Source organism: Aequorivita flava, from assembly GCF_038742595.1.
Taxonomy (GTDB): Bacteria; Bacteroidota; Bacteroidia; order Flavobacteriales; family Flavobacteriaceae; genus Aequorivita; species Aequorivita marisscotiae.
The window spans coordinates 1-22627 of record NZ_JBANCF010000002.1; the positions used below are offsets into that span (position 1 = coordinate 1).

General features: G+C 37.2%; 24 protein-coding genes. 6 read left to right on the top strand and 18 right to left on the bottom strand.

The window, feature by feature from the left end; genetic code table 11:
• The coding region (locus VZD24_RS02455) for an FIDD domain-containing protein (protein ID WP_342686955.1) at positions 1–1915 on the bottom strand (1915 nt) is incomplete at its 3' end.
• A gap of 76 nt (positions 1916–1991) precedes the next feature.
• Between VZD24_RS02455 and VZD24_RS02460 the strand changes: the two genes are divergently transcribed.
• From VZD24_RS02460 to VZD24_RS02480, 5 genes are all read left to right on the top strand, one after another.
• Complete coding sequence (locus tag VZD24_RS02460) at positions 1992–2912, top strand: NifU family protein (protein WP_342686954.1); 921 nt, start codon at positions 1992–1994, stop codon at positions 2910–2912.
• 111 nt (positions 2913–3023) lie between these two features.
• A complete protein-coding gene (locus tag VZD24_RS02465; RefSeq protein ID WP_279449955.1) occupies positions 3024–3227 on the top strand; it encodes a dodecin family protein in 204 nt (67 codons plus the stop codon).
• A gap of 71 nt (positions 3228–3298) precedes the next feature.
• Positions 3299–5413 carry a thioredoxin domain-containing protein gene (locus tag VZD24_RS02470; RefSeq protein ID WP_279449954.1) on the top strand — a complete coding sequence of 705 codons (2115 nt, stop codon included), beginning with the start codon at positions 3299–3301 and terminating at the stop codon, positions 5411–5413.
• A gap of 6 nt (positions 5414–5419) precedes the next feature.
• Complete coding sequence (locus VZD24_RS02475; protein WP_279449953.1) at positions 5420–6265, top strand: mechanosensitive ion channel family protein; 846 nt, start codon at positions 5420–5422, stop codon at positions 6263–6265.
• A gap of 50 nt (positions 6266–6315) precedes the next feature.
• Positions 6316–7020 (top strand): hypothetical protein, encoded by a 705-nt coding sequence (locus VZD24_RS02480; protein WP_342686952.1) that lies wholly within the window; start codon positions 6316–6318, stop codon positions 7018–7020.
• On the opposite strand, the gene tsaB is transcribed toward VZD24_RS02480, so the two are convergent.
• The 11 genes from tsaB to VZD24_RS02535 all read right to left on the bottom strand — a co-directional run bounded on the left by tsaB (position 7021) and on the right by VZD24_RS02535 (position 17096).
• Positions 7021–7680, bottom strand: coding sequence for a tRNA (adenosine(37)-N6)-threonylcarbamoyltransferase complex dimerization subunit type 1 TsaB (gene tsaB / locus VZD24_RS02485; RefSeq protein WP_342686951.1), 660 nt, complete (start codon positions 7678–7680; stop codon positions 7021–7023).
• A gap of 4 nt (positions 7681–7684) precedes the next feature.
• Entirely contained in the window at positions 7685–8959 is a 1275-nt protein-coding gene (locus tag VZD24_RS02490) for an efflux RND transporter periplasmic adaptor subunit (protein WP_342686950.1), read from the bottom strand.
• Positions 8960–8961: 2 nt separating this feature from the next.
• A complete protein-coding gene (locus VZD24_RS02495; protein WP_279449949.1) occupies positions 8962–10293 on the bottom strand; it encodes a TolC family protein in 1332 nt (443 codons plus the stop codon).
• A gap of 103 nt (positions 10294–10396) precedes the next feature.
• Positions 10397–11566 (bottom strand): efflux RND transporter periplasmic adaptor subunit, encoded by a 1170-nt coding sequence (locus VZD24_RS02500; RefSeq protein WP_342686949.1) that lies wholly within the window; start codon positions 11564–11566, stop codon positions 10397–10399.
• A 32-nt stretch (positions 11567–11598) separates the two neighbouring features.
• Positions 11599–12870 carry an ABC transporter permease gene (locus VZD24_RS02505; protein WP_279449947.1) on the bottom strand — a complete coding sequence of 424 codons (1272 nt, stop codon included), beginning with the start codon at positions 12868–12870 and terminating at the stop codon, positions 11599–11601.
• Complete coding sequence (locus VZD24_RS02510) at positions 12863–14107, bottom strand: ABC transporter permease (RefSeq protein ID WP_279449946.1); 1245 nt, start codon at positions 14105–14107, stop codon at positions 12863–12865. The genes VZD24_RS02505 and VZD24_RS02510 overlap by 8 nt, the downstream gene beginning before the upstream one ends.
• Positions 14100–14807, bottom strand: coding sequence for an ABC transporter ATP-binding protein (locus VZD24_RS02515; protein WP_342686948.1), 708 nt, complete (start codon positions 14805–14807; stop codon positions 14100–14102). Before VZD24_RS02515 ends, VZD24_RS02510 begins: the two co-directional genes overlap by 8 nt.
• Positions 14808–14945: 138 nt before the next feature.
• Positions 14946–15182, bottom strand: a complete 237-nt coding sequence (locus VZD24_RS02520; protein WP_279449944.1) for a CAMCR motif-containing small membrane protein — start codon at positions 15180–15182, stop codon at positions 14946–14948.
• A 59-nt stretch (positions 15183–15241) separates the two neighbouring features.
• A complete protein-coding gene (locus tag VZD24_RS02525; RefSeq protein ID WP_279449943.1) occupies positions 15242–15769 on the bottom strand; it encodes a DUF420 domain-containing protein in 528 nt (175 codons plus the stop codon).
• Positions 15770–15772: 3 nt separating this feature from the next.
• A complete protein-coding gene (locus tag VZD24_RS02530; protein ID WP_342686947.1) occupies positions 15773–16396 on the bottom strand; it encodes an SCO family protein in 624 nt (207 codons plus the stop codon).
• Between the two features lie 55 nt (positions 16397–16451).
• Positions 16452–17096 carry a hypothetical protein gene (locus VZD24_RS02535; RefSeq protein WP_342686946.1) on the bottom strand — a complete coding sequence of 215 codons (645 nt, stop codon included), beginning with the start codon at positions 17094–17096 and terminating at the stop codon, positions 16452–16454.
• Between the two features lie 247 nt (positions 17097–17343).
• Between VZD24_RS02535 and VZD24_RS02540 the strand changes: the two genes are divergently transcribed.
• Positions 17344–18720: a T9SS type A sorting domain-containing protein gene (locus tag VZD24_RS02540; protein WP_342686945.1), complete on the top strand. Its 1377-nt coding sequence runs from the start codon at positions 17344–17346 to the stop codon at positions 18718–18720.
• 1 nt (position 18721) lies between these two features.
• Here the strand turns inward: VZD24_RS02540 and VZD24_RS02545 are convergent, their stop codons facing one another.
• The 6 genes from VZD24_RS02545 to cyoE all read right to left on the bottom strand — a co-directional run bounded on the left by VZD24_RS02545 (position 18722) and on the right by cyoE (position 22552).
• Positions 18722–19090 carry a helix-turn-helix domain-containing protein gene (locus tag VZD24_RS02545; RefSeq protein ID WP_342686944.1) on the bottom strand — a complete coding sequence of 123 codons (369 nt, stop codon included), beginning with the start codon at positions 19088–19090 and terminating at the stop codon, positions 18722–18724.
• A gap of 1 nt (position 19091) precedes the next feature.
• Positions 19092–19388, bottom strand: a complete 297-nt coding sequence (locus tag VZD24_RS02550; protein ID WP_342686943.1) for a type II toxin-antitoxin system HigB family toxin — start codon at positions 19386–19388, stop codon at positions 19092–19094.
• 203 nt (positions 19389–19591) lie between these two features.
• Positions 19592–19981, bottom strand: a complete 390-nt coding sequence (locus tag VZD24_RS02555; RefSeq protein WP_279449940.1) for a cytochrome C oxidase subunit IV family protein — start codon at positions 19979–19981, stop codon at positions 19592–19594.
• 18 nt (positions 19982–19999) lie between these two features.
• Positions 20000–20983: a cytochrome c oxidase subunit 3 gene (locus tag VZD24_RS02560; protein ID WP_279449939.1), complete on the bottom strand. Its 984-nt coding sequence runs from the start codon at positions 20981–20983 to the stop codon at positions 20000–20002.
• 46 nt (positions 20984–21029) lie between these two features.
• A complete protein-coding gene (locus VZD24_RS02565) occupies positions 21030–21611 on the bottom strand; it encodes a cytochrome c oxidase subunit 3 (RefSeq protein ID WP_342686942.1) in 582 nt (193 codons plus the stop codon).
• Positions 21612–21655: 44 nt separating this feature from the next.
• Positions 21656–22552 carry a heme o synthase gene (cyoE, locus tag VZD24_RS02570; protein WP_342686941.1) on the bottom strand — a complete coding sequence of 299 codons (897 nt, stop codon included), beginning with the start codon at positions 22550–22552 and terminating at the stop codon, positions 21656–21658.
• Between the last annotated feature and the right edge of the window lie 75 nt (positions 22553–22627).

Genomic DNA, 22627 nt, shown 5'->3' on the forward strand with positions numbered 1-22627 from the left:
CGTTGTCCGCATCGGCCTGGCTGCCGTGGTAGGTAATGTTGTAGCGCGAGGAGGGCTCGCCGTCAAGGACAAGGGAATTGAACTCCGTGGCAAGGTCCACGAACTCCCCGCCATCGCCATCGGAATCGCAATAACTGGCCGTGGCGGGCACCAGACCGGCAATGGCGCGGCTGAAGTAGATCTCAAAATCGGTCAGGTCAAAACAGCTCCCGCTGTTGTCCTCGATACGGGCATAGATCGTCTGAGGCGAAGGGGGAACTATAATATGTACCCCGCCAAGGATCTCGTTGGTGTCGTCAAAACTGTCCTGGTAGCTCTGGTAGTACTTTATCGTGAACTGCGCCGGGTCCTGCGCCCCCAATATGTTCGCGTCGTTGTCAGTTAAATTGAAAACGCCCGCCGTGGTGCCATCGTCGCACTGGTAGAGATCTACAGGTGGGTTGGCCGTGGGCTGGGGTCTAAAAGTAATTACCACTGAATTACTATCCACCCTACAGATACCATCTACCGCTTCCACTCTATAAATACCATCTGTAGTAACCACCAATGTTGAGTTTGTAGCACCAGGAATAGCAATATTATTTCTAAACCACTGTATATTAAATGGTGGATCTGTAACCCCAGAATCTAAAATAACCGGTCTCCCCAAACAGGCTGGGCCTGGGTTAAGTAAAATACCAGCTGCACTAAGATCAACGGGGTAAACGTCTTCATTATTACTCTCGTTGGTTTCTGAAACAATACCAGTTCCATTCCCAATATCATCAACTACAGCTCTTAAATTAAAGTTATTCGGGGTGGCAACGGGAATATTAAGTGTAATAGTACCGCTTTCAGAGCCACCTATCGGTATAATGTTGTTTGTAGTGGTTTGGCCAATCAATACTGCATCGGCATAAAATGCGATAGGTACATTGGCAGGTAACGGACTCGTACTATTTACATTGTAAACTGTATATTCAACATCAATATCATTGTTTTCACAAAGTACGCCAAGATCATCAATTTCTATGGTAGCATCTGGTAATTCAGAATTTACGCTGGTGATAATATTATTCACCATTATAAAATCTTGGTGAGATTCCAATTCAATGAGAATACTCGTATCTCCTTGGGCTACGATTCCTGTTAAATCGTAAAAATCCAAATCCATATTATAGTTTTGGGCATTACCTGGCGGTCCTATGTAAGAATTTGTACCATTAAATGCATTGGTTGGAGGATTTAAAGCATTTGAAATTAAAGTTCCATTTATGAACAGACTTTCACCATTTGCAATTTCTTCCTCGCCTTCCCAAGCCAAAAATCCGATCTTTGACAAAACATCGGAACTTACTTCAATATTGGTTAAAGTTATATTTAAATTATTGTTATTAGCCGAAACACTTTCCAAACCATCAAAAAGACTTATCTGATTTAATCTAAGCGATGGATCTTCAAAAATTACATAGATAGCCCAACCACCAAAATTAGTACCACAATACTGAGGAAGCAATGCCTGCACATCCATATCAGAAAAGGTATAGGTGCCGTTTCCAGTAGCACCCACCAAGGCAGTTACATCCGCATAGGCAGAAAAATATGGATTGCCGTTAAAGGTATGGCTAAAAATTCGCTGGGCAGAAATAGCAGTTCCGTTTAAAGCAACATCAAAATCGCCAGTTCCAATAGACCCCCAATAGAGATGTGCAGAAACAAACGTTTGTCCCGGATTCAGATTTAACGTGGCACTGCTCTGTAACAACTGCCCACAATAAACATTACCATTGTTATCCGGAAAGTTTGGGAATTCATTTAAGGTATTTCCTACAGCTGTAAAATCATACCTCCCATTAAATTGCTGAAATAGATCAATGGGTTGTGAAAAAACAAAAACGGGAAAAATTATAGTAAAGAAAAGTATTAATTTTTTCATAAATCTGGGTATTACAGTGCCAAATATATTGAATACATTGTTTTTCTTTTTATATTTTCGCAAAAAAAACAGCTTAATGTCCCAATTTAACATAGATATTTCAGAAACCTCGAATCCAAATATCATAAAATTTGTTGCAAATTCCTTCTTAACCCGCTCTACCAGCTACGAATTTAAAAATATAGACGAGGCAAAACCGAGCCCTTTGGCCCAACAGCTATTTTACTTGCCCTTTGTAAAAACTGTTTATATTTCGCAAAATTTCGTCGCAATTGAAAAATATAATATTATTGAGTGGCAAGATGTGCAAGAAGAGGTTGCCGACTCTATTTTGGAATACCTCAATACGGGAAAATCAGTAATTGTTGAAGATAGCACTCCCAAAAAAGCTGCCGTTACAATCTACGCCGAAAGCACTCCAAATCCTTCGGTAATGAAATTTGTAGCAAATAAATCTTTATCATCTGAAATTTTAGAGTTTAAAAACATAGACGAAGCTGCAAATTCGCCCTTGGCAAAATCGTTATTTAACTTCCCTTTTGTAAAAGAAGTTTTTATTAGCGGCAATTATATTTCAGTAATGAAATACAATATGGTTGAGTGGCAAGACATTGTTTCAGAAATGCGCGACTTTATTAGAGTTTACCTCTACGAAGGGAAACCAGTTTTAAACGAAGAAACCGCAGCCACTGCAAATCCCGCAGTAAATAATGATTTATCTGAAAACTATTCAGAAAACAGCACACATAGCTATTCAGCACTTGAAAAGGAAATAATTTCAATCTTAGACGAGTACGTAAAACCGGCTGTTGCCAAAGACGGAGGAAACATTCGCTTTGAATCGTTTAACAGCGAAACCAAGACGGTTAAGGTAATCTTGCAAGGTGCTTGCAGCGGCTGCCCATCGTCTACCATTACCTTGAAAAATGGCATTGAAACTATGTTAAAGCAAATGCTTCCAGATCAAATAAACGAGGTAGTTGCAATTAATGGATAAACTGTTCAGAACACACATCAATAATTCCTTTTAACTTAATTTTCAGAAAATTGACCGTTAATAGTTGTACTTTGAGGGTTAATCATTTTTTTAATTTAAAATCTAAAAATTATGGCAGTATTAAAAGTTATTGAAGTACTCTCAAGCTCACCTAAAAGCTGGGAAGACGCCACCAGAAACGCAGTTAAAGAAGCATCTAAAAGTGTGAAAAATATTCGTTCAGTATATGTTAACGAGCAGAGTTGCGTTGTAGATGGCGGCGATAATATTACCCAATTTCGCGTAAATGTAAAAATCACTTTTGAAGTGAACTAATAATTAAGAATGTACAATAAATACGCTTTTGGCACCTCAAAAGCGTATTTTTGTTTTCCGGAAGCCTAACTATGCGATTATTAATTACACTTTTTACATTACAAATTTTAATATGTTGTAATTCTTCAACAAAAAATACTTTGGAAACACACAGCTTCACCAACGATTTAATCACTGAATCCAGCCCGTATTTATTGCAGCACGCCCACAATCCAGTTAATTGGAAACCTTATAACGAGGCTGCCCTTCAGCAGGCTAAGAAAGAAAAAAAACTTGTAATTATAAGTATTGGCTATGCTGCATGCCATTGGTGCCACGTTATGGAACACGAAAGTTTTGAAGACAGCACCGTTGCAGCGGTAATGAACAAAAATTTTATCTCAATAAAAGTAGATCGCGAAGAAAGACCCGATGTAGATCAAACTTATATAAATGCCGTACAGTTAATGACAGGTAGTGCGGGTTGGCCATTAAATGTAGTAACGCTTCCCGATGGGCGCCCAGTTTGGGGCGGCACCTATTTTAGAAAAAACGATTGGATAAATGCTTTGGAACAAATTCAGGAAGTTTACAGCTCCGAGCCAGAAAAATTAATTGCTTACGCTAACCGATTGGAAGAAGGAATTAAAAGCATGGATTTAATTAATCTAAACACCGAAGATATAAGCTTTAAAGATTTTCCTACTGAAAAAATCGTCGCAGCGTGGGCGCGGAAATTCGATACAGAAAATGGCGGTTTTAGTGGCGCTCCAAAATTTATGATGCCCAATAACTTGCAGTTTCTATTACGAAAAGCAGTGGTAGAAAACGACACCGAACTGCTAAAGTTTGTAACCTTAACCTTAGATAAAATGGCCTATGGAGGGCTTTACGATCAAATTGGCGGTGGTTTTTCTCGCTATAGTACAGACGAAAAATGGCACGTGCCACATTTTGAAAAAATGCTTTACGATAACGCGCAACTGGTTAGTCTGTACAGCAACGCTTTTCTAATTACAAAAAATCCACTTTATAAAGAAGTAGTAGAAGAAACCTTAAATTTTATAGCAACAGATTTAACCAATGAAGAAGGCGGTTTTTACTCGTCGCTCGATGCCGATAGCCTAGATGAAAACGGCAAACTTGAGGAAGGAGCGTTTTATATTTTTACTTTGGAAGAGTTGCAGGAATTATTACAAGACGACTTTAATATTTTTAAGGAATATTTCAATATAAACAGCTACGGAAAGTGGGAAAACAACCACTATGTTTTAATTCGGAAGAAAACGGATGCTGAAATTGAAAAAGAATTCAATCTTACTACTGAAACGTTACGGCAGAAAAAAGAAGGTTGGAAAAAAACACTGCTTACCTATCGCAATAAAAGAGATAAACCTAGGCTTGATGACAAGACCCTAACCTCGTGGAATGCGCTAATGCTAAAAGGGTATGCCGATGCTTATAAAGCATTTGGCACTCGCAAATATTTAGATGCGGCCGTAAAAAATGCAACGTTTATTGCTAATAAACAACTTCAAAAAAACGGAGCATTATTTCACAATTATAAAAACGAAAAAAGCAGCATTAACGGCTTTTTGGAAGATTACGCCTTCACTATTGAAGCATTTATAGATTTATACCAAATAACACTGGATGAAAAATGGTTGCTTCTGTCTAAAAAAATGACAGAATATACAATTAACAACTTTTTCGATTCGGAAAAACACATGTTTTATTTTACATCCAAAAAAGATCCGGCCATCGTTTCCCGAAATTTTGAATACCGCGACAATGTAATTCCCGCTTCAAATTCTGTAATGGCAAAAAATTTATTTCTGCTTTCAAAATATTTTGAAGAAACGGGCTATGCTGAAATTTCGCATCAAATGTTGAAAAACGTTTCCGGAGAAATAGAACAGTATCCTAGCGGATTTTCAAATTGGTTAGATTTGTTGCTCAACTTTAAAAACAGCTTTTATGAAGTTGTGGTTGTGGGCGCAGATGCACCAAAAATAGTAACAGAGCTCAACACCAACTATTTGCCAAATTGTATTATAGCGGGCACCAAAACCGAAAAAAACAACCCGCTTTTCACAAACAGATTTGTGTCCGGCGAAACCCTTATTTACGTTTGCGAGAATAACACTTGCAAATTACCCGTAACAGAATCAAAAATTGCAATTGAATTAATAAACAAAAAAGAATAAGTTTTTATGGATAAATTTAGTGACTTAGATATTTATATTGAAGAATATGGTCAAAAATTAATAGATTTTCTACCAAGCGTAATTGCCGCAGTTTTAATGTTGGTACTTGGTTGGTGGTTAATTAAAATCATAAATAGATATACAAGAAAGTTTTTCGACAAAAAAGATTACGATCCCACTTTAGAAAATTTTGTTGCGAGCCTTATAAACTGGGGATTAAAAATCGTGCTCTTTGTATTGGTAATTACCCAACTTGGCGTAGAATCTGCTTCGTTGGTTGCGATTATTGGTGCAGCTGGTTTAGCGGTGGGCTTGGCTTTGCAGGGTTCGCTTGCAAATTTTGCAGGAGGTATTTTAATCTTACTCATTAAACCATTTAAAGTTGGCGATTTTATCAGTGCCCAAGGCGTAGATGGAACTGTAAAGGATATTTCAATCTTTAATACAAAACTCACCACTTTTGGCAATCAGCTGGCTATTATTCCCAATGGGAAATTGAGTAACGACAATATTATTAATTATACAGTTGAAGGCATTCGCCGAGAAAATTTAACTTTCGGCATAGGTTATGATGATGATATTAAGCTGGCAAAAGATATACTCTTAAATTTAGTGAACGAACAGGAACCAGTACTTAAAATTGAAGATAAGCTCCCAATGATTGTCGTTGCCGAATTGGGCGACAGTTCGGTAAACCTCAGCCTGCGTTATTGGGCCAAAAATGAAGATTTTTGGACGCTCCGATGGTTAATTTTGGAAGAAGGGAAAGCAAGGCTTGAAGCTGCAGGTATTTCAATACCATTTCCACAGCGTGATGTTCACCATTTCAATTTGGAAAAACTCCAAAAATAATTTCTTAATTTTGTAGGAATTATAATTATTTTAACAAAAAAATAAATGCGATGAAAAAATTAATATTTACAGCGGCATTTGCCCTACTAACGGTTTCGCTATTTTCTCAGGAGCGACAAAGCTCTTATACCAGTATTTACGACCGTACCATAGATTTAAACCAAAAATCTTTGGCATTCGGACTTACGGAAGCACAATTTGAATCTATTAAGGACGAAGCTTATGCAAACCCTAATTTTGTACAAGGAAAGATTTTTCAGGACGATCAATTAATAAAAGACGACGTTCCAATGCGGTATAATGCCTTTGCAGATGAAATAGAAATAAAGAAATCTGCATCCGATGTAAGCTATGGCGCCTTGATGAAATCTCCAGACATTTATGTGAAAATGTTTAGAGATATTTACGTTTTTATTCCTTTTGAAGGAAGCAATGCAAAAGGCGGCTATTTTAATGTACTCACCGATGGAAAAACATACGACCTGTACAAGAAAACGAAAGCGGTTTTTAGAGAACCACAAAAAGCAAAGACTAGCTATCAACGAGATTCTCCGCCATCGTTTCCAAAAACCGTAACTTACTACTTAGTTCAGAATGGTGCTTTTTTAGAAATGCCAAGCAGCAAGTCTAAAATTTTAAAGATGATGGATAAGAAGAAAAGCGAAATGAAACGTTTTATTAAAGACAATGATATTGATTTAGACAAAGAAGCCGATTTAATAAAAACGATTAGTTATTTTGACTCAATTCTGTAATTATCCCAACATAAATTCCTTTAAATAAAAAGGTTCAAAATAAGCGACATTTTCTGTGTCGCTTATTTTGTATTTGGCTTCTGCCAAACTTGCCATTCCAGCAGCCGAAGGATAATTATTCTCTAAAAAAAATGCATTTTTATGGCTCGTTAGTTCTTTAAACTTAGTAGCGCCATCGCCGAGAAAAATGGTTTTGCGCTCTTCCAAATATTCACTAAAAGAATTTTCATTTACAATTTCAGCCTTTATATCCCTTATTTGTTTTTTTTCAGAATTAAATACCGCGGCATACACTTCCATCCGTCGTGCATCTAATAGCGGAATTATATAGCAATCTGATTGTTTTACTTGTCGCGCCAGTATTTCTAATGTTGAAATTGAAAGCAACGGAATGTCTAAAGCAAAGCACAGTCCTTTTGCAGCCGAAACGCCAATTCGGAGCCCAGTATATGACCCCGGTCCTTTGCTAACGGCTATAACGTCTAATGTGTTTTTATCTATTTTGGCTTCTGCTAAAACTTCTTCAATAAATACGTGAAGCTTTTCGGCGTGTGAAAACTTTTTATTATTCTCTTCGCGAATAGCCTTCATCTCCCCATTAACTGCAATAGCAACAGAACAATTGGTGGTAGCCGTTTCAAGGCAAAGAATTACAGCCATTGTCTTATTTTTTATCTGTTTTAGGTTCGATAACTTCTACTTTATCGCCCTGTTTAAGCTGTTTTGTTACAGTGTTGTAAGGCCCGATAATAACTGTTTCGCCTTCTTTTAAACCAGAAATTATTTCAATATTGGAATCGTCTTGGATACCAGTTTTTACGACGCGTAACTTGGCTTCATCGCCTTCTTTTAGGTAAACGGCTTCAAATTTTTGGTCCGTGGCGGTTGTGGTTTCACTCAGGTACGATTTTTTAGTATCTGTGGTATCTGTTTTAATTACGATGGCGCTGATTGGCACACCGATAATATTTTTTTTGGTATTGGTAATAATATCCACGGTAGCGGTCATACCCGGTCTAAACGGCGAATAACTCTCGGGTTTTCCTTCGGTTAAGTTTTTATACGAATCGGGCAAAATTCGCACCTTTACTTTAAAGTTCGTAACCTGATCTGCGGTTAATGCACTTTCGGCACTGTTTGCAATTTCGCTAACTACTCCTTTAAATTCGCGTTTTAAATACGCATCTACCTCCACAATAGTAGAGTCGCCCACGGCTACTTTTACAATATCGTTTTCGTTTACATCAACTTCAACCTCCATATTTTGAAGGTTTGCAACACGAACAATTTCGGTTCCCGCCATTTGTGCAGTTCCTACCACACGTTCGCCCAATTCTACCGAAAGTTTTGAAATAGTACCGCTCATTGGCGCATAAATAGTAGTTCGTGCAAGATTATCTACAGACTGTTTTACATTTGCCGAAGCACTCTGAACGTTAAAGTAGGCCGCTTTTGAGTTTGCTTTGGCCATATTGTAGTCGGTGACAGATTTATCCCACTCGGCTTTAGAAATAACCCCTTTTTCAAAAAGTATTTTGTTGCGTTCAAAATTTTGTTTTGCGTTTTGCTCACTGGCTTCTGCTTGTGTTAATTGAGCACGAACGTTTTGCAAACCAGCTTGAGATTGGCTAACTGCCGCTTGAATAAGATCGGGGTTTATCTTTACCAAAAGATCGCCTTTTTGTACCGTCTGACCTTCCTTAACGGGAAGTTCAATAATTTCACCCGAAACTTCAGAAGAAAGAGCAACTTCAACTTCAGGTTGAATTTTTCCGGTAGCGGCAACGGTTTCAATAATAGTTATTGGCGCAATTTGGGTGATTTCAACTTCTTTAAAATCGCCCGTTTTGCCAAACAAGCCCGCTTTTTTTCCCACAATCAATAGTACAATTAGCAACGCAAAGCCAATTATAACCCAAAGGAGTGTTTTTTTCTTCATATTTAAAATTTTAATTCGCTCGCCGGAACACCAAAATATAGCTCCAAAACCTTCAATTTAAAAATATATTCAAATTTAGTTCTGTTTTCTTCAATTTTAGCATTGTCATAGCGCAATTTTGATTGGCTAAAGTCGAAAGCATTTGTAAGTCCCACATCGTAACGATCTTTGGCATACTGATATGCGAGTTCTTGTGATTCAAGCGCAACGGTAGCCGCCTCATATGCTTTTAAAGCTCCTTTGGCATCTACGTATGCTTGATAAACATTTGATTCTAAATCGAGCTGTGCTTGCTCAAGTTGGTACTCGGTATTTTTTAGATTTATCTTGTTTCTCTTTACGCTGCTTCGAACTGCAAAACCGTTGAATATAGGCACATTTAACTGTAAACCGTAACCAATACCATCATTTAAATACAGTTGTTCAACAAATTCTCTATCCAGCGGATCGTTATCTGCATACCGGGTGTTGTAGCCAAAAAATGCTGAAAGTGTTGGATAATATGCCCCGCGTGAAATCTGCAAATCCTTTTGGGCCAAAGCCACGTTTTCCTGCGCTATTTTTACTTCCGAACGCGTTTCCTTTGCGCTAGCTATAATTTCAGAAACATCCTTTTCTGCAATGCCACCGTCTATAATATTATATTCTTCGTCGGCAATGTCAAAATTTGCATAATCTTTAATTAATAATAGCTGTGCCAAGCTAATTAGTGATATTTTTACTGTGTTTTCGGCTACGGCAATTCGTTGTTTTTCGCCAGCGTCCGTGGCCTTTATTTCTAAAAGATCTCCCCTCGGAAGCACTCCGGCATCTACCAAATCATTTGTTCTGTCTAATTGCTGCAGGGTTACTAAATTTTGTGATTGAGCAACTTCTAAATTTGCTTTATTCAATAAAACTTGCAAATACGAATTTGCTACTGCAAGTGCAATATCGTCCTTCATTTTATCTAAACGGTATTGGGCTGCCAGTTGCGATAACTTAGATCGCTGCAATTGGCGCACATTTCTTAGCCCGTCAAAAAGCGTTAATCCTACATTAATTGATCCTGAAGCAGATCCAAAAGTTGTGTTTTCCAGCTGGTTGTTTGTAGGATTTAAACTTAAACCGGTATTTTTTGAGGCACTCGCGTTTCCGTTAATGGAAGGTAAAAAATTACCAATGGCTTCCATTTTATCTATCTCGCTATTTTCTAAATCTAATTCGCTCTGTTTTACCGAAATATTATTCTCCAAGGCGTGATTTACACATTCTCGAAGGGTCCACTTTTTAGTTTGTGCGTGTAAGGAAACACTTAGTATTAAAAAAAAGAAAGGAATTATTAGCTTCTTCATACGTTTTACTATTATTGAATAAGTCTTTTGCTTTGTGGTTGCGTTACAAGTTTTTAGAATTTTAATTTTTAATTGAAACTTGTTCGCTACTTAAAAAAATGTGCTAGCCTCTGCTACTAGTTGCAGTTGCCGGTTTCAATTGGTTCCATACCTTGATTTTATCGTCTTTAGAAATGCCGTTTTTTACTTCAACGTCTATTCCATCGCTTACGCCCAATGTTATATCTCGTCTTTCAAATTTTTGGTCGCCAACCAAAATTTCAACAAAAGGCTGTTGGGTTTTTGGATCAAATTGCACCAGTGCTTCTTTAATGGTTAATACGTTTTCGGCTTTTGCCAAAATAATAGAAGCATTGGCACTAAGCCCCGCACGAATAAAAGTAGTGGTGGTATCTAAATTTTTCATCGTCCCTTTTATTTCAAATTGGATTGCGCCATTTTCGTCCACTCCTTTTGGCGCAATGTAATCCAGTTGGGCATTAAATGAATTATCTGGCAGCGCACCCACGGTTATTTCTAACGGAAGGCCTTCTTTTATTTTGCCCACTTCGCTTTCATCTACTTTCCCTTCAAAAATCATTTTATCTACGTCGGCCAAGGTTGCAATGGTAGTACCGTCGTTAAAATTGTTTGCCTCAATTACTTGGTTTCCGGTTTTAACGGGAACGTCGAGTACCATTCCAGATACTGTGGCCCGAATTTCGGTATTTGCCGATGCACCCATGCCACTGGTGGTTCCGGTTTTTACGATATCGTAATTTTGGCTGGCAGCTGTAAGCCCAACCTTCTCCTGCTTTAATCGTTGTTCGGCTTGATTGTAAGACAGTTGGGCATTATCAAATTCATTGGCAGAAATCACTCCTTTTTCAAACAATTCCTTTTGACGGTTGTAAATGCTTTTTTGATTTTCGAATGCTAATCGCGCAGTTTCTACTTGAGTACGTACGCTATTAATATTGTTTTTGGCACTATTTAAAGAGGAAACATTGGGTACCACTTTTACTTTAGCAATAAGGTCACCAGCTTTTACAATTTCGCCAGCTTCTACAAATATTTCGTCTATAATTCCCGAAATATTTGGTTTAATAAGTACTTCTTCTTTTGGTACAATACTTCCGGTGGCTACTGTTTTTTTTACAACCGTGCCCATTGCCGGGGTTTGTGTTTCGTAAACAACTGGATCTTCAATATTTTTTGAATAAAGCCAATACATAGAAACTGTAAATAGCACTGCAATTGTTGCGAGAATGATTATGGTTTTTGTTTTTTTCATTTTTATAAGAAATATTCAGTTTTCAAATAGTTTTATTCTGTACGTAATGCTTCTACGGGTTTAATTTTAATAGCGTTCTGCGCCGGAATTAAACCCGCCAAAAGTCCTGATACAATTAATATTGTTAGCGCAATAAATACAACTCCAATATTTACCGATGGATTAATAAACATCATTTCGCTGGTGTCCATCTCATTCAATTTATAATTTACAAGCCATAGTACACCCGAGGCCAATACAATGCCTGCCATACCCGAAACGATGGTTAGGAAAATAGATTCCAATAATATTTGCGATCGAATGCTCCACGGTGTTGCCCCCAGTGCACGGCGGATACCGATTTCCTTTGTTCGCTCCTTTACAACAATTAGCATAATGTTACTAATGCCTATAATTCCTGAAAGCAGCACTAAAATACCAACAAAATAGGCAACAAAGTTAAGTGCGGTAAACAGCCCCGTTATCTTGCTAAATTCTTGATAAAGGTCGAAATTTCCTATGGCGCGATCGTCGTTGGGATTTATAGTGTGCCGGGTTTTAATAACATCAAAAACCTGCGATTTTAATTCGGTAATAGAAAATTCATCTTGAGCAGTAATAGCCATCCATCCTACAATATCGCCCATATTAAAGGCTTGGGAGAAGGAAGTAAACGGAACATAAATTTCCTTTTGCATTTCTTCGGGATCACCGTTATTGCCTTTCTTTTTGTAGGTGCCGATTACCATAAAATTTACACCATTTATCTTGAGGTAGGAGCCAATAACTTCTTCTCCGGGATTGTACAATGCGCTCTGAACACCACTGCCAATAATTGCCACTTTGCGTTTTTCGTTTATATCTGAATAATTTATAAATCGGCCGGAAGTGATGTCCATGGGTTGTTGCTCAATTATTTCGGGATAATCGCCATAAACATTAAATGCCCCCGTTTGAAGTCCGCGCACAACATTGTTACTTCCGCGAAAACCTCCCAATTGATTTCTGGGCGAAACAAAGCGCAAGCCTGGCACATTTTGTTTTATAGCAGCAATATCGTCTGTTTTAAAGTTATATCTGCGCCCTTTAGGCAAACCTTTATAGGGTTGTGAGGCAGTTTGCGACCACATAAACATTGAATTAGTAGCCATTCCGTTGAATCCTTGCTTAATACCATTCTCCAAACCATTACCTGCAGCCAATAAAATCACCAAAATAAAAATCCCCCAAAGCACTCCAAAAGCCGTCATTACGGTCCGGAACCAATTGCTGCTAAGGGCTTCAATTATTTCGGCCCAACTGTCTCTACTAAATAGTTTACTCATCGCGCAAAGCATCTATGGGTTTAATATTTGCAGCTCGGTAGGCGGGAAAGAATCCAGCTACGGCCCCAGCCACTACAAGAATAATTACGGTGGTAATTGCTACCGAAAAATCTACGGACGGATTTCTAATGTATTCCGTTTCAATAAAGGGCCCCACTATTTGTAACAGTACCAGACTAAAAATTAAGCCAACAAAACCTGCAATTGCAGTTACAAAAATAGACTCATGAAGAATCATACCAATAATAGACCAGGGTTGGGCGCCAATTGCTTTACGAACTCCGATTTCTTTGGTGCGTTCCTTTACAATAATTAACATAATATTACTTACCCCCACAACACCAGCAATGATGGTACAGATTCCCACTCCCCAGAAAAACCATCGGATCATATTGTTAAGGTCGTAAAAACGCTTAGCTCGTTCTAAAGTGTTATTCACGTTTACTGCTCTGGTATCACCGGGTGCAATTGTATGTCTGGCCTTTAAATCTGCTTCTAATGAGGCCGAAAAAGCTTCAGAAGCCGCTAGTGCATCTTCGTATTTATCGTGCTTTTGAAGGGTAAAGGCAATAGATCTAAGTTTATCGCCTGCGTTATAAACACGTTGTGCCGTTGTTAATGGAATAAAGATTCGCGTTTCTTCGCGCTCTCCTCCTGGATCGGTGTAAATTCCTACTACTTTAAACTTAATTCCAGTAATATCAAGGTATTCGCCAATGGCATTTTTTCCTTTAAACAGATCTAAATAAACTTGATTTCCTATTACGGCGTTTTTTTCGAAAGCATTTATATCTATTTGGTTAATATATCTACCCGCCACCAAGGTTGCGTTTTCAAGAAATTGATAATCGCCACCAACGCCTTCAATTCGGTAACTTCCGCTTTCCTTTTTATATGTAGTTAATTGCCCCCATCTGCTGTACACTCCAGATTTAAGTTCTATTTTCTCGCTGTTTTTTTTAACCGCCATATCAAAATCGCGATTGTCAATTTCTATTCTGCGGCCTGGGTTCATCCCTTTGTATTCTACTGAAGTAACATTTGTCCAAACACTAATACGATTAGTTGCATCGCTTTCAAATTGCTTAGCGACACCATTAGACATGCCTTGCCCAATTGCCAAAAGAATAACCAAAATAAAAATTCCCGAAGCCACGGAAAGCCCTGTTAAAAAAGTACGCAATTTGTTTTTACGAATCGCTTCAAAAATTTCTTGCCAGCGCTCGAGACTAAACATATGCTTCGCTTTTTGCTCTAACTTGATTTACAACCGAATCATCTATAATTAGGCCGTCTTTTAAGTTTACAATACGTTTGGTCATATGCGCAATATCTTCCTCGTGAGTTACAATGAGTATTGTTTTTCCTTCGTCGTTAATGCCTTGAATAAGTTCCATTACCTCGTACGACGTTTTAGTGTCTAAAGCTCCGGTAGGTTCATCGGCCAATAGCACTTTGGGGTCGCTAGCAAGGGCTCGCGCAATTGCCACTCGTTGCTTTTGTCCTCCAGAAAGTTCGTTGGGAAGGTGCGAAGCCCAATCTGCCAAGCCCACTTTTTCTAAGTAATGCATAGCTTTTTCTATTCGAATATTTCGTTTTACACCTTGATAGTATAGCGGCATCGCCACATTTTCTATGGCAGATTTATAATTTATAAGATTAAAAGATTGAAATATAAAACCAAGAAATTTATTGCGATATCGGGCGGCTACCTTTTCATTTAAATTTTTAATAAGCGTACCGTCTAAATTGTAAGTTCCCTCATCTGCTTCATCTAAAATACCAAGTATATTTAGCAAGGTTGATTTTCCAGAGCCGGAAGACCCCATAATGGAAACCATTTCGCCTTCAGAAACCGAGAAATTTATTCCTTTTAAAACATGAAGCGAATTTTTGCCCATGTGATACGATTTGTGCAGATTTTTAATCTCTATCATTCTGAAAATTGTTGATTTGCAAATTACAAGGGAATCCTCTCCCAAATGTGAAATTCTTGTTAAGACTTAAAAATAAAGTAATAACAGTTTTTTATAAGACTCAATTTGTGGGAAAGTGTTACAAATTCTTTTAAAAATCTAGAGTGTATTTTCTGCGCGGGCTTTTTTGCGGCTTCGGTAAATTGCGTAACCAATACCGGCCACCAACAAATACGGAAAAATCATTAGATAAACTATGCCGTTGTTAATACCTTTTGCTGCTTGACCGCCTTCTTCACTTTCCAAAACTGCGCGACACATGGCGCATTGAGCTTCGGCAGGAGTTGCAATAAGCAGAAAGGCAACTAATATTATGAGAAGAATTTTTGTATTCATGTTTAAACAAATTCTGAAAAATTATAGGTGAAAAAAATTCACCCGTTGTATTTTTTTATTTAATAATAAGGCGAAATCAATAGGTAAACAACAACGCCGGAAACTGCAACATACAACCAAAGCGGGAATGTAATTCGCGCAATTTTTCTATGTTTATAAAACTGTCCTGTAACGCCCCTCACAAAGGTTATCAGTACAAAAGGGATAACGATAATAGACAGCAAAATATGTGTTAAAAGTATAAAATAATATACATATTTAATAAAACCTTCCCCACCAAAGGGCGTTGAATCTGAGGTCATATGATACGCCATATACATTATTAAAAATAATGCCGAAAACACAATCGCAGTTTTCATAAGGCGTTCGTGCAGTTTCCTATTTCCCTTTCTAATTTGAAAAACGGCGGTAATTAATATAACTGCGGTAAGTGCATTAATGCTTGCGTAAATGGGTGGTAAAAAACCCAAACGCTCTACTCCCGGAATTTTTACGGTGAATAAAACCGCCACTGCCACCGGAATAGCAATGGAGAGTATCCATATCCACACATTGTAAGTTTTAGGGGTTTGCGGAGAAGATTGCATGGCTTACAATAGTTTTTTAATATCTTCTTTTAGCATTTGAATGTTCTTTTCGTCCAACCCATCGTAGTAAATAATTGGGTTGCCGTGTTCGTCTATTCTGGAGCGGATATTTCCCTCTTGATCAATGAGTGCAAAATAGCCCGAATGCTCAAAACCACCTTCAACTTCGGGAGCGTCGCCTACGTAAAGGTTAAACCCTTCGTTTGCCAATTTAAAAATCTTTTCTTTATCACCCGTTAACAAATGCCACTGTGGCTTGGTTATTCCTTTATTTTCGGCATATTCTTTTAAGATCGCAGCGGAGTCGTGTTCGGGGTCTATGGAAAAAGACGCAATGCCTACCTTTGGATTTCCGAAAAATTCCTTTTGAATTTTTATCATATTTTCGGTCATAATTGGGCAAATAGACGGGCAGGTAGTAAAAAAGAATTCAACTACATAAACCTTATCTTTATAGGTGCTGTTCGTAATTTCCTTTCCGTTTTGATCTGTAAAATTAAAAGATGGCACTGTTCCAATGGTAGCAAGATCTGGCTCTGAAATTGTTTTTACAATTTTAGGAACTGCCCAAATACCAAAAACTAAGATGATAAATGAAATACCTATGTATGAATAATTCTTGTTCACTTTTAATATTATTTATTGTTAATTCTCGCTAATATACTGGATTCTTGGCAGCGGGTTATATTTCCCTATTTGAGTTGTACTTTTTTAAAGCTCTTCGGTATTCTGCCAAAAGCACTTTTACGTCATCGCTCATTTTGTTGTTTATCTCGGCAATATTGCTAGCGTCAAAACCATACATAACACCCGCTTCCTCATCTTCCTTTCGGCCGCGAAGGCTTCGTTCTTTGTCAATTATAAAAACATACGGAGTACCGTAATCTGAGTTTAAAACCAGATTGGAATTAAGCGAATGAAAAACCCTTTCAATATTTTCAGTAGTGCCAAAAGCAAAGAACCAAGCATCTGTGGGTGCTATTTGCTTGAGTTTTTCTTCAATTTTTTCGGCTTGTTTTTCTGTGCCTTCTGGTAAAAGAATTACAAATTGAAATTCTTTAAACTCGTGGTTTTTGCTGTATATTTTTTGGGCAAGATTATAGGCATACGCTCTATGTGCTTCCAGATTACTTCCAAAAAAACCTAAAACCGATATTCTATTTTCGAGTTGAACGGAGTTCCCATCAAGATCCTTAAAACCATCCAGCTCGGCCACTGCTGGAGTTAACACAGGCAAAGGTTTAAAATAACTGGTACTCATTGCGAAAAAAATATACACCGTAATGGGTAGAATAAACAGGATGCCAAGAACCAAATACTTCTTCATTATTACAAATTTTACACTTCATTAAAAAGCGTGTATTGCTAGTTTGCAAAAATACAGGGTAAAAGGGGGCTGGACAATGTTTTGGGTGTTAATTTTATTTTTTGGGAAGGTTTTTAAAACCTTCTATATCACAGCTGCGAAGAATGATGATTACTATATTTTATTTATGCATTTTAGGGTGTTGAAAATACAACTTTTAGCAAATTTTCTTGTATTTTTAGAAGCCATTCTATTAAATTAAACACCAATGATGAAATACCTATGTTTAAGCATTTTTATTCTTTATAATATAAATGTAAATTCTCAGTTTGGCCCACAACGAATAATTTCACAAAATGCAGACGGAACTCAAATTATTTTTTCTGCAGATTTAGACGGTGATGGAAAGAAAGATATATTGTCGGCAAATAAATTCGGAGATAATTTAACTTGGTATAAAAATATGGACGGGCACGGTAATTTTGGACCTCAAAGTATCATCGGTAATTTTGCTCGGGCAAATTCTATATTTGCGGCAGATTTGGATAATGATGGAGATTTTGATGTTATTGCTACATCATCTTTTTTAAATCAAATTGTATGGTACGAAAATGTAGATGGTCAGGGAAATTTTGGACCGAAACAGATTATTTCTTCAACAGCCCAAGGTGCCTTCTCAGCCATTGCTGCAGATTTAGATGGTGACGGTGATTTGGATCTTGTTTCAGCTTCTGGATTAGACTCTACTATAGCCTGGTATGAAAATTTGGATGGTCAAGGTAATTTTGGACCGAAAAAAATAATTTCGTCGAGCAATGACAATTGTAGAGTTATAGTAGCAGTTGATATTGATAATGATGGAGATTTAGATATTGTCGCTAACGGAACGAATGGAATAACGCTATCGTGGTTTGAAAATTTAGATGGTCAGGGAAATTTTGGGACAAAAACGGCTATTTCTTCTACTGCGATTTATCCTAATGGGTTAGCGTGTATTGACTTGGATGGTGACGGCGATTTTGATATCTTAATTGTTAGTCCTGCAAGTAATAGTATTTCGTGGTTTGAAAACTTAAATGGTATGGGCCAATTTGGTGCAGAAATTATTATTGCAGCTGACTTAAGTAATGCTTGGTCAATTTATTCTACTGACATTGATAATGATGGCGATAATGATATTTTAGCTACTAGTGCGGGACCAGCTGGGGGCGAAGTAGTCTGGTTTGAAAATTTTGATGGCCTAGGCAGCTTTAGCACCAAAAAGATTATCAGTCGCGAAGTGCAGTCGCCCCGTTCCGTTATAGCCGCAGATATAGATAACGACAGCGATATGGATGTGATTGCTTCTTCCCAAAACGATGATAAAATAGCGTGGTATGAAAATTTTACCATTTTGGGAGTTGAGGAAAACAAGAGAGCTACTTTTAAAGTTTATCCCAATCCCGTAAAAAATATTTTAAATATTGAGGCTCAAACAGCAATGTCGGTAAAAACCACGATGCTCTATGATGTTTTTGGCAGATTATTATTTAAAAAAGAAGGGATGGCTTCACAACTAAATTTTGACATTTATGCTGTTGGTATTTATCTTCTTAAATTGGATTCTGGTATGGGCGAGCAGAGCTTTAAAGTGATAAAGGAATAGATTAAACCGATAGCTCATAATCCCTAATTAAAATATCGGCAGGTATTTTTAAATGTTCGTGGATTTTTTTTATCATCCCAAGGCTGAGGGGTCTTTTTAAATTTAGTATCTCAGATACCCGGCTCCTACTTTTAATGATCACTCCCAATTCTTTATCATTAATTCCCTGTTGTTCCATCATAAATTTAATGGCCTCAATTGGGTGCGGTTCTGGCATAGGAAATTCCTTGGCTTCATACTTTTCGATTAAAGTAACCAACAGCTCCAGCTCATCACCTTCTGGAGTATTCTCTTCAGCATCAAAGAGCGCATCGACCCGTAGCAAAGCGTTTTTATAATCTGTTTTTGTTTTTATGATCTTAATTTCCATGTCAAATGTTTTTTATATCTGTTATTTTATCATACTCTTTATGGGTTCCAATAAATCGAATATATCCAAATTGAAACTTATAATTAAATTTTACAATTAACCGATATTCATTTCGGCAAATATTAAATACTATTCTTCCGTTGCCCACATTATCGGCACTTCTATAAACTTCTCTTATTTGGTTTGGGTTAAGATAGCTTGATTTTGAGAAATTTTTATACCAAACTACTAACTGCTCCTTTGAATCTGGATGTTTTAACCAAAATTGCCGCAATGTACCCAAAGCGATTATCCTCATACAGCAAATGTATAAATTTCCCATCACGGGAAAAAATATTAGACTGGTATTTTAACATCATATAAGTACCTCCAAACTTACTAATAGCATTTAGTATTTGCTTATTTATTACGAAGAGGCAGCAAATTTGAGAGCAATAATTATCATAAACCATAAAAAAAGCCCTCGCAAAGAGGGCCACTTTTATAACTTAATTTTTCTACTTAGAAGTTGAATTTTATAAATCCGTTTTTATATACTTCATAAATATAATCGCCTTCAATAAGTATAAGTAGCACCATATAGGCAATTAAAAATACGCCTGTCCATACTGCCGCTCTTCGCAAGCCAACGGTTTCGTCGCGCATGTGCATAAAGTCCCAAGTAATATAATACGCTTTACAAATAGTAAGTAGGATAAAGATCCAGTTGAGTAAGTTTAGCGATAAAAATTTATGAGTAACCAAAAAATCGGGTCTTAGAATACCCAAAGCAACTTCAATAATCGTGATAATTGAAAGTACAACAAATACCCCCCAGATTTTGCTAACGTTGGATTTAAATTTTAGATTGCCTCTAAATATTGCTAGTTTATGTGCTTGTTCGTGTGCCATTTTTTAAATATTGAAAATCTATACAAGATAAAAGAATGTAAATACAAATACCCAAACCAAATCTACAAAGTGCCAGTAGAGACCTACTTTTTCTACCATTTCATAATGGCCGCGGCGCTCGTATGTACCTATAATTACATTAAAAAATACAATAATATTAAGTAATACCCCAATGGAAACGTGAAATCCGTGGAATCCTGTTATAAAGAAGAAAAAATCTGCAAATAAGGGATGTCCATATTCGTTATGGCGAAGGTTTGCCCCTTCCACAACCAGATTACCATCGTTTACTAGCTTAGTAATAGACTCTTCTCTACCTAAAACTATATGCTTTCCGTGCTCATCTTTGTACGGAAGCCTAATTAAAAGATTGTCGTTGGCTAAAAATCCTTCTTTTACTTGTTCAAAAGAAACGGTGGGTAAGTATTCTGACTCTTGCTGATACCAAACCCCAAGTTGTTTGGTCTGCTCAACACGTGCTCCATTATCAACCGCCGCAAAATCTGCTAGTGCTACACGATCTCCATCTTTATCTAAAAATTGAATAATCTGCCCTCCGTGAGTTTCCACGGCACCATAATCGCCTTTAATAAATGTATTCCACTCCCACGCTTGCGAGCCAAGGAAGATTAAACCTCCGATAATGGTTAAAAATAGATAGAAAATAACTTTCTTTTGCTGCATTTTATGACCAGCATCTACCGCCAATACCATTGTTACGGAAGAAAAGATAAGAATAAAGGTCATAAATGCCACGTAATACATGGGCGCTTCTACCCCATGTAGAAATGGAAAGTGGGTAAAGACTTCATCGGCAATTGGCCAAGCGTCTATAAATTTGAAACGGGACATTCCGTAGGAAGATAAAAATCCTGCGAACGTCAATGAATCGGAAACGATGAAAAACCACATCATCATTTTGCCATAACTGGCTTTCAAGGGTTCGTTTCCGCCGCCCCAGGTTTTTCCTTCGGTACCTGTTTTAACAACAGTAGCTTCCATAAAAAGTGTTTGGTTTTAAATAAAGGTTCAAAAATACGTTTAATTTTTATTTAACGAAATATAAAAATAAAAAGAGGTAAATCCATACTATATCTATAAAATGCCAAAAAGTTGCAGCCAGTTCAACGCCAAGGGTTTTACCGTTTTTATATTTTTGTTTATAATGATTATAAATTACAATTAAAAGGGTTATCAACCCCGCAAAAACGTGTGCAACGTGCAATAGCACCACCAAATAAATAAATGATGTGGTGATACTACTGGTAGGCCCCGTAAAATTATAACCTTCTCTAATTATTTCCGCAAAGCCAACAAATTGAAAAATTACAAATAAAAGTCCTAAAACAAAAGTGGTAATCAATAAAACCATACCACGCGCGCTTTTCTCCTTTTTTATCGCCCTAAGTGCAAAATGTACTGTAATACTACTAACAATTATAAACACAAGGCTTATGTAAAAGGCCGGAGGTATTTCAAAAGATGCAACCCAATCTGGGCGTTCTTTACTTACTACGTATGCACTTGTTAGGCCAGCAAAACTCATTGTTAAGCTTATAATGCCAAACCAGAGCATATTTTTTTTTGCTCTGTTTATTTTTAGTTCTTGACTACCTTGTGTTAAATCCATCCTATTTATTTCTTATATATTTTCCGAAGCCAATATTGTTTCGGTTATCTTAAAAATTTATCGACCACATAAATTATTTGCAACAATGTAATATAACTTACACTTGCAAGCATGAGCTGCTTAGCAGCTACCGAAGTTTTTTCTTTATACAATCTAATTGCATAATACAGTAATCCAACGCCCAACACACCTATTAAACTTGCCGAAAGGGGCGTTAAATATAGTTTTCCCGTAATTCCTAATACCGGAATCAAAGAAATTAATACTGTCCAGATTGTATATAAAATTACTTGTATGGCTGTTCCCTTATCGCGTTTTCCATTTGGAAGCATAAAAAATCCCGCTTTTTTATAGTCGTCATATAAAAACCACCCTATTGCCCAAAAGTGCGGGAATTGCCAAAAAAATTGAATCATAAACAAAGTTCCAGGTTCAATCCCAAATTCACCAGTTACCGCAACCCACCCCAACATAAATGGAATGGCTCCCGGAAAAGCTCCTACAAAAACCGAAAGCGGAGTTTTAGTTTTTAAAGGAGTATAAAGGCTTACATACATAAAAATAGATATGGCGCCAAACATTGCCGTTATTGGATTAATAGAGTACAATACCGCAATACCGAGTACGGTTAAAACAATAGCCAATATAAATGCCGAACGAACAGTCATTTGCCCGGCCGGCAAGGGTCTGTTTTTGGTACGGTCCATTAATGCGTCTAAATCTCTTTCAATTATTTGATTGTAAACATTAGAAGCCCCCACCATGCAATAGCCACCAACGCATAATAAAAATAACACGAAAAAATCAATGGAATCTGCACCCAATAAATATCCAGCCACCGAAGAAAAAACGACACTTACGGAAAGCCGAAATTTGGTAATTTCGGTGAAAGTACCAATGAGGGATTGGTTGGGTATCGACTTTGAATTAGAAACAGACAAGTTCTTATTTTTAGGCGGTGCAAAGATACGCTTCCTGTATTTTCTTTACAATATATTTTAAACAATCTTGTGCCA

What these genes read in the sequence shown, in the direction of transcription:
- VZD24_RS02460 (WP_342686954.1), top strand. Translation starts at nt 1,992, where the DNA reads ATGTCCCAATTTAACATAGATATTTCAGAAACCTCGAATCCAAATATC.
- VZD24_RS02465 (WP_279449955.1), top strand. Translation starts at nt 3,024, where the DNA reads ATGGCAGTATTAAAAGTTATTGAAGTACTCTCAAGCTCACCTAAAAGC.
- VZD24_RS02470 (WP_279449954.1), top strand. Translation starts at nt 3,299, where the DNA reads ATGCGATTATTAATTACACTTTTTACATTACAAATTTTAATATGTTGT.
- VZD24_RS02475 (WP_279449953.1), top strand. Translation starts at nt 5,420, where the DNA reads ATGGATAAATTTAGTGACTTAGATATTTATATTGAAGAATATGGTCAA.
- VZD24_RS02480 (WP_342686952.1), top strand. Translation starts at nt 6,316, where the DNA reads ATGAAAAAATTAATATTTACAGCGGCATTTGCCCTACTAACGGTTTCG.
- tsaB (WP_342686951.1), bottom strand. Translation starts at nt 7,680, where the DNA reads ATGGCTGTAATTCTTTGCCTTGAAACGGCTACCACCAATTGTTCTGTT.
- VZD24_RS02490 (WP_342686950.1), bottom strand. Translation starts at nt 8,959, where the DNA reads ATGAAGAAAAAAACACTCCTTTGGGTTATAATTGGCTTTGCGTTGCTA.
- VZD24_RS02495 (WP_279449949.1), bottom strand. Translation starts at nt 10,293, where the DNA reads ATGAAGAAGCTAATAATTCCTTTCTTTTTTTTAATACTAAGTGTTTCC.
- VZD24_RS02500 (WP_342686949.1), bottom strand. Translation starts at nt 11,566, where the DNA reads ATGAAAAAAACAAAAACCATAATCATTCTCGCAACAATTGCAGTGCTA.
- VZD24_RS02505 (WP_279449947.1), bottom strand. Translation starts at nt 12,870, where the DNA reads ATGAGTAAACTATTTAGTAGAGACAGTTGGGCCGAAATAATTGAAGCC.
- VZD24_RS02510 (WP_279449946.1), bottom strand. Translation starts at nt 14,107, where the DNA reads ATGTTTAGTCTCGAGCGCTGGCAAGAAATTTTTGAAGCGATTCGTAAA.
- VZD24_RS02515 (WP_342686948.1), bottom strand. Translation starts at nt 14,807, where the DNA reads ATGATAGAGATTAAAAATCTGCACAAATCGTATCACATGGGCAAAAAT.
- VZD24_RS02520 (WP_279449944.1), bottom strand. Translation starts at nt 15,182, where the DNA reads ATGAATACAAAAATTCTTCTCATAATATTAGTTGCCTTTCTGCTTATT.
- VZD24_RS02525 (WP_279449943.1), bottom strand. Translation starts at nt 15,769, where the DNA reads ATGCAATCTTCTCCGCAAACCCCTAAAACTTACAATGTGTGGATATGG.
- VZD24_RS02535 (WP_342686946.1), bottom strand. Translation starts at nt 17,096, where the DNA reads ATGAAGAAGTATTTGGTTCTTGGCATCCTGTTTATTCTACCCATTACG.
- VZD24_RS02540 (WP_342686945.1), top strand. Translation starts at nt 17,344, where the DNA reads ATGATGAAATACCTATGTTTAAGCATTTTTATTCTTTATAATATAAAT.
- VZD24_RS02545 (WP_342686944.1), bottom strand. Translation starts at nt 19,090, where the DNA reads ATGGAAATTAAGATCATAAAAACAAAAACAGATTATAAAAACGCTTTG.
- VZD24_RS02550 (WP_342686943.1), bottom strand. Translation starts at nt 19,388, where the DNA reads ATGAGGATAATCGCTTTGGGTACATTGCGGCAATTTTGGTTAAAACAT.
- VZD24_RS02555 (WP_279449940.1), bottom strand. Translation starts at nt 19,981, where the DNA reads ATGGCACACGAACAAGCACATAAACTAGCAATATTTAGAGGCAATCTA.
- VZD24_RS02560 (WP_279449939.1), bottom strand. Translation starts at nt 20,983, where the DNA reads ATGGAAGCTACTGTTGTTAAAACAGGTACCGAAGGAAAAACCTGGGGC.
- VZD24_RS02565 (WP_342686942.1), bottom strand. Translation starts at nt 21,611, where the DNA reads ATGGATTTAACACAAGGTAGTCAAGAACTAAAAATAAACAGAGCAAAA.